The organism is Mesorhizobium sp. WSM4887 (assembly GCF_029625865.1).
GTDB lineage: Bacteria > Pseudomonadota > Alphaproteobacteria > Rhizobiales > Rhizobiaceae > Mesorhizobium.
Genome location: NZ_JARTVP010000002.1, coordinates 153048 through 170061, shown reverse-complemented (window position 1 = coordinate 170061; position 17014 = coordinate 153048). Strand labels below are relative to the sequence as shown.

The window sequence follows — 17014 nt, the reverse complement described above, 5'->3', positions numbered from 1 at the left end:
CACCCTCCCCTCAAGGGGAGGGGGACGCCGAGCATTTCTAGAACGCTTCCGCCGGCAGCGCCATTAGCGTATCCGCGCCACTGGAAATGCGGGCGAGGCGCGTCGCGCTCTCCGGCATGATCCGCTCCATGAAGAAGCGCGCCGTCACCAGCTTGTTGTCGTAGAACGACGCGGCCCCATTGGCACCTTCGGCGAGCTTCGTTTGGGCGGCCTTGGCCATCTGGCCCCACATGTAGCCCAATGCCACCAGGCCGAAGAGATGCATGTAGTCGGTCGAGGCGGCGCCCGCATTGTCGGGCTTGGCCATGGCATTCTGCACCAGCCACATGGTCGCCGCCTGCAGGTCGTTGAGGCCCTTCTTCAGCGCCTTGGTGAAGGGCGCCATCTTGTCGTCAGCGCGGTTTTCCTCGCAGAATTCGCCGACCTCCTTGAAGAAGGCCTGCACGGCGCGGCCGCCATTCTGCGCCAGCTTGCGGCCGACCAGATCAAGCGCCTGAATGCCGTTGGCGCCTTCATAGATCATGGCGATGCGGGCATCGCGGACGAACTGGCTCATGCCGTGTTCTTCGATGTAGCCGTGGCCGCCGAACACCTGCTGCGCCATCACGGCGTGATCGAAGCCCTTGTCAGTCAGCACGCCCTTGACCACCGGCGTCAGCAGACCGGTGTAGTCGTCGGCCGACTGGCGGTCCCTTTCGTCACCGGAGCGGTGCGCGACGTCCGACTTGATCGCCGTCCACAGCGCCAGCGCTCGGCCGCCCTCGTTGAACGCCTTCATGGTCATCAGCGAGCGGCGGATATCGGGATGGACGATGATCGGGTCGGCCTTCTTGTCCAGTGCCTTGATGCCCGACAGCGAGCGCCCCTGGAGGCGGTCCTTGGCGTAAGACACCGCGTTCTGATAGGCGATCTCCGAGACCGAGAGCCCTTGCAGACCAACGCCCAGGCGGGCCTCGTTCATCATCGTGAACATGGCCTTCAGGCCACCGTTCAACTCGCCGAGCAAAGTGCCTTCGGCCTCGTCATAGTTCATGACGCAGGTCGAGTTGCCGTGGATGCCCATCTTCTCCTCGATCGAGCCGCAGGAGAGCGCGTTGCGCGCGCTGACATTGCCCGAGTCGTCGAGCTTGAACTTCGGCACGATGAACAGCGAGATGCCTTTGACGCCTTCCGGCGCCCCTTCGACGCGGGCCAGCACCAGATGGACGATGTTGTCGGCCATGTCGTGCTCGCCGGCGGAGATGAATATCTTCTGGCCGGAAATCCTGTAGGTGCCGTCGCCATTGGGCACCGCCTTGGTGCGCAGCAGGCCGAGATCGGTGCCGCAATGCGGCTCGGTGAGATTCATGGTGCCGGTCCAGGCGCCCTCGATCAGCCTGGGCAACCAGGTGGCCTTCTGCTCGTCCGTGCCATGGGTGACAATGGCCGCGATCGCGCCCTGCGTGAGGCCGGGATACATCATCAGCGCCATATTGGCGGACACCATGTATTCGGAGACCGCGGTGTGGACTGTATAGGGCAGACCCTGGCCACCGAACTCGGCCGGTGCCGCTAGGCCCATCCAGCCGCCCTCGCGATACTGGCTGAAAGCGTCCTTGAATCCCTTGGGCGTGGTCACGCTACCGTCTTCATGGCGCACGCAGCCTTCCATATCGCCGACCCGGTTCAGCGGATGCATGACGTTTTCGGCTAGCTTGGCGCCTTCGGCAAGAATCGCCTCGACGACGTCCGGCGTAGCGTCCGAGAAGCCCGGAAGATTAGAATAGCGCTGGTAGCCGAGCACGTCGTTGAGCACGAACAGCGTGTCCTGGACGGGCGCCCTGTAGATCGTCATGCCTTCCTCCACCCTTGCGGTCCCGGCCGGCCAGCAAGTTTCCGATCCGGATGTGGATGGGAGGCCGAGCCAATGTCGATGCCCCCGATAGCAAATATTGACGTTTGCGTAAACGTCAACTTCGTCGCAGCCCGAAATTTTTGATTAGCGCTCGCTCCAAGGCAACAAAAAAGCCGCGCGGCTGCAGCCACGCGGCTTTCTCTATCCTAGGCTATGCCGTTAGCGTGAGATCAGCCGGCGGCGCTTGCCTGCGGCGCGGCCCGCTCGGCCAGCATCTGGCGAACGATCGCCATCGAATTGCTCAGGTCGCTGATAGCCTCATCGATCAGCGCGCGCTGCTTCTGCAAGCGGGCAAGCTGCTTCTCGGACTTGTCGAGCGCCAGCCGCAACTGCTTGGTGTTGGATCCGGTCGGATCGTAAAGATCCATCATCTGCTTGACGTCCCGCAGCGAGAAACCGACCTTGCGGCCGAGCAGGATCAGCTTCAGCCGGGCCTTGTCGCGGCGCGTGTAGAGACGGGTCGAGCCGTCGCGCTTCGGATTGAGCAGGCCCTTGTCCTCGTAGAATCGCAGCGTGCGCAAGGTCACGCCGTACTTCTTGGCCATCTCGCCGATACGGACGAATTCTTCGTCGGTCTCGACCGATATGTGATTGCTATTGGCCGCGGCTTCGCCGGGCGAAACAAGTTTCATGGTCACTGGCTTTCCCCTGATGGCGTCGCGGTCACGGACCAAAACGTCGCCTGAGTGGAAGCGGGGGCGTGCTTCCAATCGTGGTTTCGACAATTCAATCGCAAGAGGCACGGCTTCGCACCTTTTACGTTTACGTCAATTCTATACCGACAGCCGGCACCTGACGCAAGGGCGTTGTCGGAAACACTCCTTTATGCCGCACTCGGATGCCATTGGGGCGGGCGGGTCAGGATTATGCGCCACTTCTTAAGCTTGGTTAACGCCTTGTTTACCACGTTGGGCGAAATGTGCGCATGTCGGTCACCCGTGTTTATCCTGTAGCGAATTTTTCACGGTTTTCGAAGCGTGGGTGAGAAACCCGGGAAGCCCGTCTTCCTCCGCAGCAAAACCGCGCGGACGCCTTCGTTCCCGGCAGACTCTGGGAAACCGGTCTCAGCCGGTCATTCTGAACACGGGCGCATCGATGAACAGCAAGCGGTCCTATCTCGATACACTCAACGCCGGTAGGCAGCGCCGGTCGCAGACCTCGCTGGAGGATCTGAGCCGCTCGCTCGAAACGCTGGAGCAGCGGCTGGAGCGGACGCGCAGCGACACGCCCGAGCGCCCCGATCCGCGGCGGCCGGCCCCCGAGCCGCGCTATGCGGCCGCGCAACCTTATGGTTCGCCCCGCTGGTACGAGGAACCCTACACCACGCAGAGGGACCAAAATCGCGGACCGCAAAACCGCGGGTCGCAGAACCCGGCGGCCGCAGCTTCCGACTTCGGCCCCAATTATCAGGCCATTGCCCGCGACATCGACCGGGTGCGCGGACAGGAAGATGGCGTCGCGATGGTTGGCAAGATCGCGGTCGAATTGCGCGGACTGCGCGAGGAGTTGCGCCATCAGATGACCGCCGGCCTGCAGCGCGAATTCGACGCGCTGCGTCAGGATATCGATCGCGCCATGCAGGCGGCGAGCCAGCATGGTGCCCCCGCCGACAAGAACAGCGCCGAGCTCGGCCTCGAGTTCGAACGGCTTTCCGGCGCCATCCACACGCTTGCCGAAAAAAGCGACGATCGCAGCGTCAACCTGCTGCGGCTGGAGTTGGAGCAGGTCAAGGCGGCGCTCGACACGCTGGCGCGCGAGGAAAGCGTGCGGGCCGTCGACCAAAGCGTGCAGGCCGTCGACCGCCGCTGGGACGATTTCGATCGCCGCTGGAGCGCCTTCGAGGATCGCGTCGACGCCGACCAGCGCCAGCGCGCCGAGGGTCCCAACCTTTCGGCGCTGACCGACCGCCTCGAACAGATCAGCAGCGCGGTCAACAACCTGCCGCAATCGCTGTCGCTCGCCTCGCTGGAGGAAAAGGTGCGCACCCTCGCCGGAGCGGTCGACCGTTTCGCCAGCCAGCAAACGATGCGCGGCGGCGAGACGCTTGCCATGATCGACGAGCGGCTGGACGAGATCTCGCGCGCCATCGTCGCCTCGACGGTGGCCGCGCAGGCCAATGCCTTCGATCCGGAAACCTTCGGGCGAATCGAGAAACGGATCGCCTCGCTGGCGGAGCAGATCGAGGAGGTCGCGCAGTCGCGTCCCGGCGCCGAGGTCATCGACCGCCTCAACCTTCTGTCCAGCCGTGTGGACGAGCTCGCCGGGCGCGCCCATCTGCCGGAGCAGGCGATGGAGCGTCTCGGCAAGCAGATTGCTTTGATCACCGACAAGATAGACCGCGCGCCGGCGATGCCCGACGCCGACCACATCTTCCAGGGCCTGGAGCAGCGCTTCGACGCGCTGTCCACGCTCCTCGAGCGCCGCCAGGGTGATGCCATCGAGCAGAGCAACCTGCTGTTCCGCGAACTCGAGCGGCGGCTGGACGAAGTCGCCGACAGGCTCGACCAGCGCATGCGGCAGGACGACGGCGCTGGCATCATGGAGGCGATCGACGCCCGCTTCACCGCGCTTGCCAAGCGCATCGAGACGCGCGCGCCCGATCCCGCCAACGAGATGGCGATCCGTGGCCTGGAAAGCCGGCTCGAGGACATCTCCAGCCGGCTGGAATCCTCCGCCGCGCAGGTCGCCGGCATTGATCCGGCACTGATCCGCAGCCTTGAGTCGCAGGTGACCGCCCTTTCGGCGCATCTTTCGAAGCCGAGCGCACCGCTTCCCGATTTCGAGGACATCAGCCCTCGCCTCGACGAGATCGAGAAGTCGCTGGCCGGCACGCGCGATTCCATCCTCACCGTCGCGCGCGAGGCTGCGGAGAACGCCGTGCGGTCCCTGGGCGAATCGAGTTCCGGCACGGCTGCTTCCAACGCAGCCGCCGTGAGCGGGCTCGCGCAGGACCTGAAGACGCTCGAAGCGCTCACCCGCCGTTCCGACGAGCGCAATTCGCGCACGTTCGAGGCGATCCACGACACGCTGCTCAAGATCGTCGACCGGCTCGGCTCGCTGGAGGCCGAAGGTCCCAGTGAAGCGGTCAGCGAACTGATCGACCCGCAGCCGGGCGGCAAGCGGGCCGCCCGCACCGGCAAGATCGCCGTCCAGGACGCGCCGTCGATGGATATCGACCAGCCGCTGCCACTGACCGGAGACATCGCCGATCTCGATGCGCGCGCCGCCTCCATCCTGCGCCACGATCCGGTTTCGCGAAACGAGCCGGCTGCACCGGGCGAACCTGTTTCGCGTGGCGAATCTGTTACGCGTGGCGAACCTGTAATGCGCGGCGAAGCTGCCGCTCGCACGCCCGCCGAGGCCGCGGCCGCCGCCGCAATGGCTGCGCTCGGATCGGACGAAATTGGCGAGAAGGCTGAGACCACCGGCCGCAAGAAGTCGATGTTCAGCGGACTGGCGCGTGCCTTCAAGGGCAAGAAGAACGAGGACACGCCGCCGCTTGCCGGCTCGGCACCGGCCGGCGACGTTCCGACCGTCGACATCGACGAACCGCTCGATCCGAGAGCCGCCAACCGGCCGCTCGAACCTGGTTCCGGCGCGCCGGACCTCAACGCCATCATGAAGCGCGTGCGCGACGAGCGCGGCGGTCAGCCGGCCAAGCGCAGCGAGACAGATGCCGCCAAATCCGATTTCATCGCGGCCGCCCGCCGCGCGGCGCAGGCCGCCGCCGCGGAAGCCGACGCGCTGAAGCGGCAGTCGACGATGACCGGCCCGGTGAAGGCGCTCAGAATCGGCGATCTGCTCAAGGCGCGGCGGAAGCCCATCCTGATGGCGGCGGCCGCGATCATGATGGCACTGGCCGGCCTGCAGCTCGGCAAGGCCTTCTTCTCCGACGCGCCGGTCGCCAGCAACGACGTCGCGCCGATGGTCTCCACCCAATCGGTCGAAACCGCCTCGCTCGATGTCAGCACACCCAAGCCCGACACGGGCACTGCGAAGCCCGAGAGCGCGCCGGCGCGTGCCGTCAGGCAGGCCGAGCCGTCGAAGGACGATCCAACGCCACAGGCCGCCTTTCAACCATCCGCACCCGAAATGCCCGCGGCCGCGGCGCCAGCCGAACCGGCGCCTGCTCCGGCGACTCCGTCCGCGCCAGCCCGGCCCGCGCCGATGGCTTCAGCGATACCCTCGGAGCCAGTCTCTCCGGCTGCGAACGGGCGTGCCATGGACACGGATGGCGACGCGCAGCCCACCATCCGCGCGCCGGCGAGCACAGCAATGCCCGGTGCCGCCGCAGCCGGCGCTTCCTCGGCCGGCACACCGGCAACCACGTCCGCCGACACCACGGGCACCGTCCCGCCGGGCGGCGGCCAGACGGCAAGTTCGGCCGCCAAGATCGATGTCCCGGCCGATATCGGTCCGGTGGCGCTGCACGACGCGGCCGCCGGCGGCGACGCCAAGGCGCTGTTCGAGATCGGCTCGCGCTACGCGGAATCGCGCGGCGTCAAGGAAGACATGGCGGCGGCCGCCAAATGGTATGAGAAATCCGCCGAACTGGGCTTCGCACCGGCCGAATACCGCATCGGGAATTTTTACGAGAAGGGCATCGGCGTCGCGCGAGACATCAAGAAAGCCAAGACCTATTACCAACTCGCGGCGGAACAGGGCAACGCCAGCGCCATGCACAATCTGGCGGTTCTGTTCGCCATGGCGGCGGACGGCGTGACCGACAATGAGTCGGCGGCGCACTGGTTCCAGGAGGCGGCTGACCTCGGCGTCAAGGACAGCCAGTTCAATCTCGGCATCCTTTCGGCCAAGGGCGTCGGCATGAAGCAGAACCTGGAGGAATCCTACAAATGGTTCGCTCTCGTCGCCAAGACCGGCGACAAGGACGCTGCGGCCAAACGCGACGAGATCGCCAATGCGCTCAGGCCCGAGCAGCTCGAGCGGGCGCGCGCCGCCACGGACCTGTGGAAGGCCAAGCCGCTCAACGCGGCCAGCAACTCGGCCGACATTCCGGAATCCTGGCAGGACAGCACGCCGCAGACCACCGCCGGCATCGACATGAAGAAGGCGGTGAAGAACATCCAGCTGATCCTCAATAAGAACGGCTATGATGCCGGCGGCGCCGACGGCGTTATGGGCGACAAGACCAAGAACGCGATCATGGCCTTTCAGACCGACAACAAGATGAAGCCGACCGGCGAGATCGACGCGCCACTCGTCAAGGCGCTGCTTGCGCACAAATAACGGCAGGCGCGTCGCTTCCGCGACGGCTTGCCACAGATTTGCCTGTTAACTGATTGAGACGGTTTTCGTTTCGGCGCGGCGCCGGGATTTGACCCCGGCGCGCGCCGCGCAAGAAAAAATTGGCTTTTTGGTGCGAAACTGCCGGGGACGGCGGCATTCGCCGACAGGCAAACTGATCGAGACAGACGGGTGGGCATCTATCTCCCGATCGCGGAAATTTCCGTCAACGTCTTCGTGCTGCTGGCGATGGGCGCGGCGGTGGGTTTCCTGTCGGGCATGTTCGGGGTCGGCGGCGGCTTCCTGATCACGCCGCTCCTGATCTTCTACAACATCCCGCCGGCGATCGCGGTGGCCACGGGGGCCAACCAGGTCATAGCCTCCTCCTTCTCCGGCGCGCTGTCGCACTTCAAGCGCGGCACGCTCGACTTCAAGCTCGGCGGAGTGCTTCTGGCCGGCGGCATCGTCGGCTCGACCGCCGGCATCTATGTCTTTGCGCTGCTGCGCCGGCTCGGCCAGTTGGATCTCTTCATTTCACTGCTCTATGTGGCGCTGCTCGGCACCGTCGGCGGGCTGATGCTGGTCGAAAGCGTCAACGCGCTGCGCGCCTCGCGCAGCGGCGCGGCGCCGGTGCTGAAGAAATCCGGCCAGCACAACTGGATCCACCGTCTGCCGTTCAAGATGCGCTTCCGCGCCTCGAAGCTGTTCGTCAGCATCATCCCGGTGCTCGGCCTCGGCGCGGCAATCGGCTTTCTGTCGTCGATCATGGGCGTCGGCGGCGGCTTCATCATGGTGCCGGCGCTGATCTATCTGCTCAAGGTGCCGACCAACGTCGTTATCGGCACCTCGCTGTTCCAGATCATCTTCACCTCGGCCTACACCACGCTGGTGCATGCCACGACCAACCAGACGGTCGACGTGATCCTGGCCTTCCTGCTGATGGCGGGCGGCGTTGCCGGCGCGCAATATGGCGCCAAGGCGGGCCAGCGGCTGCGCGGCGAGCAGTTGCGGGCGCTTCTGGCGCTGTTGGTTCTGGCCGTCGCCATCCGCCTGGCCATCGACCTTTTCGTGACGCCTCCCAATCGCTATTCGCTCGCGGGCCTGACCTGATGGGGCCGTTGAGAGCGTTCGCAGCGGCCATCCTGTCGCTCGCTGCCGCAGCACTGCCGGCGGCGGCACAGACGCCGGCGACGGAAAGCATCCAGATCGGCCTGTCGACCGACGCCATTTCGATTACCGCCGGGTTTTCCGGCGCTGACCTCACCATTTTCGGCTCGCTCGAAAATCCCGATCCGCTGATCGCGCGCCAGGGACGCTACGATGTCATCGTCGTGCTGGAGGGTCCCGCCCGCCCCGTCGTCGTGCGCCGCAAGGACAGGGTGCTCGGCGTCTGGATCAATCTGGAATCGGAGACTTTCGAGAACGTGCCGGTATCCTACTCGGTGGCGACGACCCGCCCGCTGCAGGACATCACCGAGCCGAACAGCTACAAGCAGCTGTCGCTCGGCGCTTCGAACCTCTACATGCAACCGGCCGAGCCCAGCGACAGCCCGATCACGATCGAGGAATTCACCTCGGCACTTCGCGAGCGCAAGACGGCGACCGGCCTTTACAGCGAGAATGTCGGGGGCGTCCAGTTCCTGTCGCAGAACCTGTTCCGCGCCACCGTCCGGCTCGCGCCCAACATCCCGGTCGGCACCCATAAGGCACGCGCCTTCCTGTTCAAGAGCGGCATGTTCGTGAAGGAGAGCTCGGCCCAGCTCGAAATCCGCAAGTCCGGTTTCGAACAGTCGATCTTCCGCGTCGCGCACGACTATTCCTTCCTCTACGGCGTGTTCGCCGTGTCCCTTGCCATGCTCACCGGCTGGCTCGGACGCATCGTTTTCCGCAAGGATTGACGTTTTTCGCGCGAATGAGGGTTCCCCTGTTCCCGGATTTGGGATAAGTCGCCGCCTCCCAACTCGGGGACAAGCACACATTCAATTCGGCAGAGCGGTCCGGCGACCGGGTGACGGCGCGTTTTTCGACGCCGGCGATGCGCTGCGACGAAACCAATGACAGGAGGCTGCTATGCATCCAGCATTCGGCGGCATCGATTTCGGCACGTCCAATTCCACAGTGGGCGTGATCCGCAACGGCCGGGCGCAACTGGTGGCGCTGGAGGGCGAACAGCCCACTTTGCCGAGCGCCGTCTTCTTCAACTTCGAGGACGGCCACACCTATTTCGGCCGCCGCGCAATCGCCGACTACACCGACAGCGTGGAGGGCCGGCTGATGCGCTCGCTGAAAAGCGTTCTCGGCAGCTCGCTCGCCAACGAGAAGACGCGCATCAAGGCGCGCCTGATCGGCTTCACCGACATCATCGGTTTATTCATCTGCCATTTGAAGAAGCGGCTGGAAGAGGATGCCGGCGGCCCGGTCGAACGCGTCGTGCTCGGCCGCCCCGTGCAGTTCGTCGATGACGATGCCGACGCCGACGCTAAAGCGCAAAGCGAGCTTGAAAAGGCAGCGCGCGCGCAGGGCTTCAAGCACATCGCCTTCCAGTTCGAGCCGATCGCGGCCGCACTCGACTACGAACAGAATGTCGCCCGCGAAGAGCTGGCGCTGATCGTCGACATGGGCGGCGGCACCTCCGACTTCTCGATCGTGCGCGTCTCGCCGGAGCGCGCCCGCTCGGACGACCGCAAGGGCGACATATTGGCCAATCGCGGCATCCATATCGGCGGCACGGATTTCGACCGGCTGCTTAGCATCGCCCATATCATGCCCGAGCTCGGCTATCTGACCCCGACCAAGGACGGCAAGCGCAATCTGCCGGCAAGTTATTTCATCGACCTCGCCACCTGGCAGCGCATCAATCTCATTTACACCGCGAAGGCGATGTCGGATTTGAAGCAGATCCGCTTCGAAGCCGAGTGCGCCGATCTCGTCGACCGCTTCATCCACATTGTCGAGCATCGTTACGGCCATGCGATGGCCGGCCTGGTCGAACGGGCCAAGATCGCGCTGACAGAACATTCCTGGGCCGAGGTGAAGGTGTCGCTGCCCGGCGTACGCTTCGCGGCCGGGATCACGCGCGCCGGCCTGGAAGAGACGATCGGCGGCGATATCGAACGGGTGGCCGCGATGGTCAGGCAAACGATTGCCGACGCAGGCGTTCCCGCTTCGGCCATCACCGCTGTGTTCCTCACCGGCGGTTCGACGGCGATCCCGCTGGCAAAGCGGCGGATCCTTTCGCTGGTGCCGCAGGCCTCGGTTATCGAAGGCGATATGTTCGGCTCGGTCGGGCTTGGGCTCGCGCTTGATGCGCGGCGCAAATTCGCCTGACGCTTCCTTGCTCTAGCCCCTCCCCGTTGACGACGCGTTCTGCTTGCCGGTGAGATGCGCCTTGAGCGCCATTTGCGCGAGGCTCGCCTGCCGGTCGCGATGGGTAATCATGGCGAAATCGCGTTTCGGCAGAACGACCGGCACGGATCGCAAGCTGCCTTCCGCCAGCGAGCGCGCAATGACGAGCTCGGAAATTATGGTCGCGCCGGCACCAGCCTCCACCGCCTGACGCACAGCCTCGTTGCTGGGCAGGACAAGAAAGATCTGCAACTCCGCCGGCGGAACCCCTTCACTGCGCGCAAAATCCTCCAGCGCCTCGCGCGTGCCCGACCCGCCCTCCCTGATGATCCAGCGCAACGACCTGATGTCGAGGTTTCCCGCCGGCGTCATCGGAAGCTCGGGATGTGAGCCCGCAACGACCAGCATGGGGCGATCCTCATCGACCGTGGCGCGCCGCAATATGTCGGACTCGGTTCGGCCTTCGACCAGCCCGAAATCGGCCCGGCCGTCCAGCACATTGGTTTCCACTTGCCGCGTGTTGCCGATGGTAACGCTCAGGCGCACCGCCGGATAGGCCTCGTGGAAGGACGCCAGGCGCCTCGGCAGCCAGTAGCTGGCGATGGTCTGACTGGCCGATATCGACAGGCTGCCGGTGATGGTCTGGGAAACATGCTCCAGCACGTTGTGGGCAGCCGCTGCCCGTTCCAGAACAGCCTTGGCTTCGGGCAGGAAGCGGTGGCCGGTCTGCGCAAGCTCGATGTTGCGGCCGACCCGGTTGAACAGCCGCACGCCATGATGGCTTTCAAGCGCGCGGATGGCGGCAGAGGCGGCCGATTGCGAGATGCCGAGCAGGTCGGCCGCCTTGGTCATGTGGCCATGCTCGGCGACGGCGACGAAGATGCGAAGCTGATCGAGGGTCATGGCCAACTAAGAAGCAAAATCGATCGGAATTACAAGAGCGGCTTGTTAGACAGATCAATCGCTTTGTTCTAACTTTTTACCCGAGCTTGGAAAAAATTGGCCGTTCTGCCGCCAAGGTTGGAAATGATCGGGCGCTTCAAATCTCTTTTCGCGCATTGGAGCCGCCAGCTGAGGCGGCAGTTCGCCGGGGACCGCTACCATCCTGAGCTGCATTATATGCGCGGGCCCGGTCCGAAGGCGAAGGCCAAGATGGCAAGCGGCAAGAGCGTTCGCGGATCATGAGCCTAGCTGAACCACGCGGCGCAAACTCCGCGCCCTCGCAGCGGCCGCTGGCCGACAGCCAGGCGCCTGACGAAGGCGACGGCGTCGAGACCTCGCCGAGCGTGTCCGACCGCATCGCCAAAACCACCTGCTACATGTGCGCCTGCCGCTGCGGCATCGACGTCCACATCAAGGACGGCAAGGTGCGCTACATCAACGGCAACAAAGACCACCCGGTGAACCGGGGTGTGATCTGCGGCAAGGGCAGCGCCGGCATCATGCAGCATTACAGCCCGGCGCGGCTGAGGAAGCCGCTGCTGCGCACAGGGCCTCGTGGCTCCGGCGAGTTTCGCGAGATCGAATGGGACGAAGCGCTCACCATCGCCACCGAGCGGCTGTCGGCGGTCCGCCGCACCGATCCGAGAAAGCTTGCCTTTTTCACCGGGCGCGACCAGTCGCAGTCGCTGACCGGCTGGTGGGCGAGCCAGTTCGGTACGCCCAACTTCGCCGCCCATGGCGGCTTCTGCTCGGTCAACATGGCGGCCGGTGGGCTCTACACGATCGGCGGCTCGTTCTGGGAGTTCGGCGAGCCCGACTGGGACAACACAAAATACTTCATCCTGTTCGGCGTCGCCGAGGATCATGATTCCAATCCGATCAAGATCGGCCTCGGCAAGCTCAAGGCGCGCGGCGCCAAGGTGCTGTCGATCAACCCTTGCCGCACCGGCTACAACGCGATTGCCGATGACTGGATCGGCATACGACCCGGCACGGACGGACTGTTCGTGCTGGCGCTCGTCCATGAGTTGCTCAAGGCCGGCCGCATAGATCTCGACTATCTGCTGCGCTACACCAACGCGCCGGTGCTTGTCGTGCAGGAGCCCGGTTCCGCCGATGACGGATTGTTCATGCGCGATGATCACGGCAACCTGTTGGCTTGGGACAGGGTGGCGAAGGCGCCCGTCAATGCCGCCGATCCGGATGCCAAACCAGCACTGACCGGCAGCTACACGGTCAATGGCCGCCGCTGCGCGCCGGTATTTCAGCTGATCGCCGACCGATACCTGGACGAAAGCCATTCGCCGGAGGCGGTAGCGGAGCGCTGCGGGGTCGGCGCCGACACCATCCGACGGATCGCGGCGGAGCTGGCGCATATCGCCTTCGAGCAGGCGATCGAGCTGCCGGTCGCCTGGACCGATTGGGCCGGCCGCCGGCACGAGACGATGAAGGGCCGGCCGGTGTCGATGCATGCCATGCGCGGCATCTCGGCCCATTCCAACGGCTTTCATACTTGCCGCGCCATCCACCTGCTGCAGGTTCTGCTCGGCACGGTGGACGTGCCCGGCGGCTTCCGCTTCAAGCCGCCCTATCCGCGTTGCGCGCCGCCGGGGCCAAAGCCCGCAGGCAAGAACGTCCGCCCGATGACGCCGCTGGAGGGTATGCCGCTCGGCTTCGTCTCAGGGCCCGACGATCTGCTCGTCGACGAGGTCGGCACACCGATCCGCATCGACAAGGCCTATTCCTGGGAGGCGCCGCTTGCGGCCCACGGCCTGATGCACAGCGTCATCCGCAATGCCTGGGCCGGCGATCCTTATCCGATCGACACGCTGATGATGTATATGTCGAACATGGCCTGGAACTCCTCGATGAATACCGTCGAGACGGTTCGTATGCTCACCGACAAGGACGAGGCGGGCGACTACAAGATCCCCTTCATCATTTATTCCGACGCCTATTATTCCGAGACGGTGCCGTTCGCCGACCTGGTGCTGCCCGACACGACCTATCTCGAGCGGCACGACTGCATCAGCCTGCTCGACCGGCCGATCAGCCATGCCGACGGGCCGGGCGATGCCATCCGTCACCCGGTGGTGCAGCCGGACCGGGATGTCCGGCCGTTCCAGTCGGTGCTGATCGAGCTCGGTGCGCGGCTCGGCCTGCCTGGTTTCGCCAACGAAGACGGTTCGGCGAAATACCGCGACTATGCCGACTACATCGTCAACCACGAGCGCACGCCCGGCATCGGCCCGCTTGCCGGCTGGCGCGGTAAGAACGGCGACGCGATCGGCAAAGGCGAGGTGAACCCGGACCAGTTGCAGCGCTACATCGACAATGGCGGTTTCTGGCACCACGGGTTCGCCGACGACCAGCGCTATTACAAGATGGGCAACCGCGCCTATCTCGACTTTGGCGTGAAGATGGGATTCATCTCCAAGGCCGATCCGATCATCTTCCAGCTCTATTCGGAGCCGATGCAGCGCTTTCGCCTCGCCGCGCGCGGTCATGGCAAGGTGCAGCCGCCGGAGGCCGAGCGCGACCGGATCGAAGCCTATATGGACCCGCTGCCGTTCTGGTACGCGTCCTTCGAGGACGACGCCGTCGATCTCCAGAAATATCCGCTGCATGCGCTGACGCAGCGGCCGATGCACATGTATCATTCCTGGGGCTCGCAGAATGCGTGGCTGAGACAAATCACCAGCCAGAACCGGCTGTTCGTGCACCGGCGGACGGCAGCGAGGCTTGGGCTGGCCGACGACGACTGGGTGTGGATCGAAAGCATCAACGGCCGCGTGAAGGGTCAGATCAAGCTGATCGACGGCGTCAACCCGGACACTGTCTGGACCTGGAACGCTATCGGCAAGCGGCGCGGCAGCTGGGGGCTGAAGGACGACGCCGCAGAGAGCAATCGCGGCTTCTTGCTCAATCACATCATCGGCGACCAGACCGCGGCTACCGTCAACGACAAGCGCTATTCGAACTCCGACCCCGTCACCGGACAGGCGGCATGGTTCGACGTGCGCGTGCGTATCGCCAAATGCGCGGCGGAAGAGGCCGGCTTCGCCGAGCCGCAATTCGAGCGCTTGCGGCAGCCGCCAAATTTCGAGCCGTCACCGGATGTGCTTCGCTTCGGCGATGGATTCCGCATAAAAAGGGAAGCCGCCGAATGACCTGCCTTCCCGCCCAAACCGAGAAGAAGCTCGGCCTCGTCATCGACCTCGACACCTGCGTCGGCTGCCAGGCCTGCGTCACCGCTTGCAAGGAATGGAACACCGGCGGACACATGGCGCCGCTGACCGACATCGAGCCGTATGGCGGGCGTGTCGACGGTGTCTGGTTCAACCGCGTGCATAGCTATGAGCACACGACCGAACAAGGCGGCCGCACGGTGAACTTCCCGCGCTCCTGCCTGCATTGCGAGCAGCCAGCCTGCGTCACCGTCTGTCCGACCGGCGCCTCCTACAAGCGCGCCTCCGACGGCATCGTGCTGGTCGACGAGGACAAGTGCATCGGCTGCAAGCTGTGCAGCTGGGCCTGTCCCTATGGCGCGCGCGAATTCGATACGGATGTCGGCGTGATGAAGAAATGCACGCTTTGTGTGGACCGCATCTACAACGACAATCTGGCGACAGAGGACCGCGTGCCGGCCTGTGTCGCCGCCTGCCCGACCAGCGCCCGGCATTTCGGCGATCTGGGCGATCCCGCCTCGGCAATCTCGCACCTGGTAGAAGAGCGTGGCGGCGTCGAATTGATGCCCGAGCTTGGCTACAAGCCGACCAACAAATACCTGCCCCCGCGTGCCCGCACCGAGCGCGCGGCGAAGGTGGATGCACCGGCGCTGGAACCGATCCGGACCGACGGAGGCTTCTTCGGCTGGATCGACCGCATGCTTTCGAACTGAATTCGCGCAGCCATGCATCCCGCCTATTCCGTCGTCTTCTTCACCACCGCCACCGGGGCCGGCTACGGCCTGCTGGCGCTGCTCGGCGTCCTTGGCGGGCTGGGATTGATCGCGCCCGAGTTCTGGCTCGGACTCCTCGGCATGGCGCTTTCGCTTGGCTTGATCGCGGCCGGCCTGTTCTCCTCGACCGGCCATCTCGGCCGACCTGAACGCGCCTGGCGCGCCTTCTCGCAATGGCGAAGCTCCTGGCTGTCGCGCGAAGGGATCGCCGCGGTGGCGACCTTCATCCCGGCCGGGCTGTTCGGCATTGGCTGGGCGCTGATGGGCAAAAGCGGCGGTTGGGTCGCCATCGTTGGCCTGCTGGCTGCCGCCGGCGCCGTGGTGACAGTCTGCACGACCGGAATGATCTATGCCTCGCTGAAACCGATCGCGCAGTGGCACAGCCGCTATACTTTGCCGGCTTATCTTATCTTCTCGGCAATGACGGGTGGCGTGCTGCTCAACGGCCTGCTGCGAAGCTTCGGGGCCGGATCAACCTTGGTTCTGGCCGGCGCGCTGCTTGCCACGCTCGCCGGGTGGGGCTGGAAGCTTGCGACTTGGCACTACAACGACAGGCTGGAAATCCCGACCACGGCCAACACGGCGACCGGCCTAGCCGGCGGCACGGTGCGGTCCATCGAATGGCCGCACACCGAAGAAAATTACCTGCTCAAGGAGATGGGCTTTCGCATTGCGCGCAAACATAGCGCGAAGCTGAGGCGAATGACGCAGGTGCTGGCCTTCGCCGTGCCGGCCATCTTGCTCGTGATCGCCTTCGCCCTGCCATGGCCTTTCGCAGCAGCCGCATCACTGCTTGCAGCGCTTATGCAATTCGCGGGCATGCTGGTCGAACGCTGGCTGTTCTTCGCCGAGGCAAAGCACACCGTCACGCTCTATTACGGCAGATGAAGCCGCTTCAGCCCGGCCGCAGCATCGAGCCGGAAATGGCAAAGATGCGCTCCGCACCCAGCATGTAGGCAACAAGCGTTTCCAGGCGGAACAGTCCGGCATAGGCGCGGTCGAGCACGTTGAGCGAGCCGGTATAGGCGCCGAAGGCCGGCATGATCATGCGGCCACCGTCACCGGCGAAGCAGCGCCGCCTGACCGAGCGGCCGCGCTGGACGATGCGGGCGCAGGGATGCAGATGGCCGGCGATCTCGCCCTCCACCCGCAGCTTGGATGGCTCATGGCGGAAAACAAGCGAACCAATCGCGAGTTCCCTCACCGTCTCGCCAGGCAGGTCGGCGGGAGCATCCGGATCATGATTGCCGGCAACCCAGAACCAGTCGCGGCCGGCCATCATCGCCTCCAGCCGCTTGCGGAAGCTTAGATGCATGCGCTCGGCGCCGCCGCCGTCGTGGAAGGAGTCGCCGAGGCTGACGACGATCCGCGGACCGTAGTCGGCGATCACAGCCTGCAACCGCAGCAAGGTCGCACCTGTGTCATAAGGCGGGATCAGCGCGCCGCGCCTGGCGAAGGACGAGCCCTTTTCGAGATGCAGGTCGGAGACCGCAAGCAGCCGCAGATCGGGGATATAGAGCACGCCGCGCCGGTCGCAAACCGCGCGTTCGCCGGCGATGCCGACGAAGTCGGCCTCGGCGACCAGCGTAGCGCGCGACAGCGAAAAATTCATCCCCTCTTGTCTTCTC

The 17014-nt window shown here is 64.9% G+C and carries 11 protein-coding genes; 7 read left to right on the top strand and 4 right to left on the bottom strand.

Features of this window, described 5'->3' with window-relative positions; all coding sequences use genetic code 11:
* Positions 1 to 37 precede the first annotated feature (37 nt).
* Positions 38 to 1834, bottom strand: coding sequence for an acyl-CoA dehydrogenase (locus P9230_RS09035; protein ID WP_095826083.1), 1797 nt, complete (start codon positions 1832 to 1834; stop codon positions 38 to 40).
* 230 nt (positions 1835 to 2064) lie between these two features.
* Positions 2065 to 2526 carry a MerR family DNA-binding transcriptional regulator gene (locus P9230_RS09030; RefSeq protein ID WP_082980529.1) on the bottom strand — a complete coding sequence of 154 codons (462 nt, stop codon included), beginning with the start codon at positions 2524 to 2526 and terminating at the stop codon, positions 2065 to 2067.
* A 463-nt stretch (positions 2527 to 2989) separates the two neighbouring features.
* On the opposite strand from P9230_RS09030, the gene P9230_RS09025 reads away from it, so the two are divergent.
* The 4 genes from P9230_RS09025 to P9230_RS09010 all read left to right on the top strand — a co-directional run bounded on the left by P9230_RS09025 (position 2990) and on the right by P9230_RS09010 (position 10465).
* Positions 2990 to 7141, top strand: a complete 4152-nt coding sequence (locus P9230_RS09025; protein ID WP_278118528.1) for a peptidoglycan-binding protein — start codon at positions 2990 to 2992, stop codon at positions 7139 to 7141.
* 189 nt (positions 7142 to 7330) lie between these two features.
* Positions 7331 to 8248 carry a sulfite exporter TauE/SafE family protein gene (locus P9230_RS09020; RefSeq protein WP_066996707.1) on the top strand — a complete coding sequence of 306 codons (918 nt, stop codon included), beginning with the start codon at positions 7331 to 7333 and terminating at the stop codon, positions 8246 to 8248.
* Positions 8248 to 9036 carry a TIGR02186 family protein gene (locus P9230_RS09015; RefSeq protein ID WP_067322676.1) on the top strand — a complete coding sequence of 263 codons (789 nt, stop codon included), beginning with the start codon at positions 8248 to 8250 and terminating at the stop codon, positions 9034 to 9036. The genes P9230_RS09020 and P9230_RS09015 overlap by 1 nt, the downstream gene beginning before the upstream one ends.
* A 172-nt stretch (positions 9037 to 9208) precedes the next feature.
* Positions 9209 to 10465 carry an Hsp70 family protein gene (locus P9230_RS09010; protein WP_278118526.1) on the top strand — a complete coding sequence of 419 codons (1257 nt, stop codon included), beginning with the start codon at positions 9209 to 9211 and terminating at the stop codon, positions 10463 to 10465.
* Between the two features lie 12 nt (positions 10466 to 10477).
* Here P9230_RS09010 and P9230_RS09005 read toward each other — a convergent pair whose 3' ends face one another.
* On the bottom strand, positions 10478 to 11386 hold the full coding sequence (locus P9230_RS09005) for a LysR substrate-binding domain-containing protein (RefSeq protein WP_278119442.1): 909 nt from the start codon (positions 11384 to 11386) through the stop codon (positions 10478 to 10480).
* 278 nt (positions 11387 to 11664) lie between these two features.
* Between P9230_RS09005 and P9230_RS09000 the strand changes: the two genes are divergently transcribed.
* Genes P9230_RS09000 through P9230_RS08990 form a run of 3 tightly spaced genes read left to right on the top strand, consistent with a single transcriptional unit; the run spans position 11665 to position 16274 of the window.
* Positions 11665 to 14595 carry a molybdopterin oxidoreductase family protein gene (locus tag P9230_RS09000; RefSeq protein ID WP_278118524.1) on the top strand — a complete coding sequence of 977 codons (2931 nt, stop codon included), beginning with the start codon at positions 11665 to 11667 and terminating at the stop codon, positions 14593 to 14595.
* Positions 14592 to 15326 (top strand): 4Fe-4S dicluster domain-containing protein, encoded by a 735-nt coding sequence (locus tag P9230_RS08995; protein WP_095824207.1) that lies wholly within the window; start codon positions 14592 to 14594, stop codon positions 15324 to 15326. Before P9230_RS09000 ends, P9230_RS08995 begins: the two co-directional genes overlap by 4 nt.
* A 12-nt stretch (positions 15327 to 15338) precedes the next feature.
* Positions 15339 to 16274, top strand: coding sequence for a DmsC/YnfH family molybdoenzyme membrane anchor subunit (locus tag P9230_RS08990; RefSeq protein ID WP_278118522.1), 936 nt, complete (start codon positions 15339 to 15341; stop codon positions 16272 to 16274).
* 7 nt (positions 16275 to 16281) lie between these two features.
* Here P9230_RS08990 and pdeM read toward each other — a convergent pair whose 3' ends face one another.
* Positions 16282 to 16998 carry a ligase-associated DNA damage response endonuclease PdeM gene (gene pdeM, locus P9230_RS08985; protein ID WP_278118520.1) on the bottom strand — a complete coding sequence of 239 codons (717 nt, stop codon included), beginning with the start codon at positions 16996 to 16998 and terminating at the stop codon, positions 16282 to 16284.
* Between the last annotated feature and the right edge of the window lie 16 nt (positions 16999 to 17014).

What these genes read in the sequence shown, in the direction of transcription:
- P9230_RS09035 (WP_095826083.1), bottom strand. Translation starts at nt 1,834, where the DNA reads ATGACGATCTACAGGGCGCCCGTCCAGGACACGCTGTTCGTGCTCAAC.
- P9230_RS09030 (WP_082980529.1), bottom strand. Translation starts at nt 2,526, where the DNA reads ATGAAACTTGTTTCGCCCGGCGAAGCCGCGGCCAATAGCAATCACATA.
- P9230_RS09025 (WP_278118528.1), top strand. Translation starts at nt 2,990, where the DNA reads ATGAACAGCAAGCGGTCCTATCTCGATACACTCAACGCCGGTAGGCAG.
- P9230_RS09015 (WP_067322676.1), top strand. Translation starts at nt 8,248, where the DNA reads ATGGGGCCGTTGAGAGCGTTCGCAGCGGCCATCCTGTCGCTCGCTGCC.
- P9230_RS09010 (WP_278118526.1), top strand. Translation starts at nt 9,209, where the DNA reads ATGCATCCAGCATTCGGCGGCATCGATTTCGGCACGTCCAATTCCACA.
- P9230_RS09005 (WP_278119442.1), bottom strand. Translation starts at nt 11,386, where the DNA reads ATGACCCTCGATCAGCTTCGCATCTTCGTCGCCGTCGCCGAGCATGGC.
- P9230_RS09000 (WP_278118524.1), top strand. Translation starts at nt 11,665, where the DNA reads ATGAGCCTAGCTGAACCACGCGGCGCAAACTCCGCGCCCTCGCAGCGG.
- P9230_RS08995 (WP_095824207.1), top strand. Translation starts at nt 14,592, where the DNA reads ATGACCTGCCTTCCCGCCCAAACCGAGAAGAAGCTCGGCCTCGTCATC.
- P9230_RS08990 (WP_278118522.1), top strand. Translation starts at nt 15,339, where the DNA reads ATGCATCCCGCCTATTCCGTCGTCTTCTTCACCACCGCCACCGGGGCC.
- pdeM (WP_278118520.1), bottom strand. Translation starts at nt 16,998, where the DNA reads ATGAATTTTTCGCTGTCGCGCGCTACGCTGGTCGCCGAGGCCGACTTC.